The organism is Vibrio sp. 1641 (assembly GCF_033339995.1).
Classification (GTDB): domain Bacteria; phylum Pseudomonadota; class Gammaproteobacteria; order Enterobacterales; family Vibrionaceae; genus Vibrio; species Vibrio alginolyticus.
The window spans coordinates 1-678 of record NZ_JAWOVP010000199.1; the positions used below are offsets into that span (position 1 = coordinate 1).

The 678-nt window shown below is 42.0% G+C and carries 1 protein-coding gene; it reads left to right on the forward strand.

Annotated elements, in window-relative coordinates; translation table 11 throughout:
• Nucleotides 1–482 (forward strand): TetR/AcrR family transcriptional regulator (locus R7Z47_RS25045; RefSeq protein WP_318130788.1); only part of this gene is annotated, 482 nt, incomplete at its 5' end.
• Between the last annotated feature and the right edge of the window lie 196 nt (nt 483–678).

A 678-nucleotide genomic window follows, 5' to 3' on the forward strand; every position in this document is an offset into this window, starting at 1 on the left:
CAAAAGGCTCGTTTTATCATTACTTCAAATCTAAAGAACAGTTTGGTGAGGCAATGATTCAAGATTACTTCAACAAGTATTTTGAACAATTGACTGCACGCTTCACTAATACCGAGCTCAATGGCTACCAACGCTTAATGAGCTACTTTGAAGAAATGGTAAAAGTGGAAGATGATGTCTGCAATGCAAATAAATGTTTGTTAGTGAAGCTAAGCGCCGAAGTATCAGATTTATCGGAGCCTATGCGTATCGCACTGCGTCGAGGCGCTGATAAGACCATTCAAGCTATGGCAGAGTGTATTGATGTCGGTATTCAAGATGGGTCTATCCCAAACGGTGATAGCGCATTGTTGGCCAGACAGATTTATTATCTTTGGAATGGCGCAAGCTTACTGAACAAACTGTATCAAGATCAGGAAGCGCTCACGCAAAGCCTGACCTATACTCAACATCTACTGCAAAACACGCGTACTTGCCCATAACAAGTAACGTTAAAGTAAGATGAATACCCTCCACCTGTTTCATTTGGGCTATTAACCTTTTGGAACACACTAAATCTTCCCGCTCTAAGAGCGGGATATTTTGGAACGAAAACTAGACGACCGGTCTAATCCATAAGTGAGATAAACATGACTAACGCAACCAATCGTAGAATCGTCCTAGCATCACGCCCACATG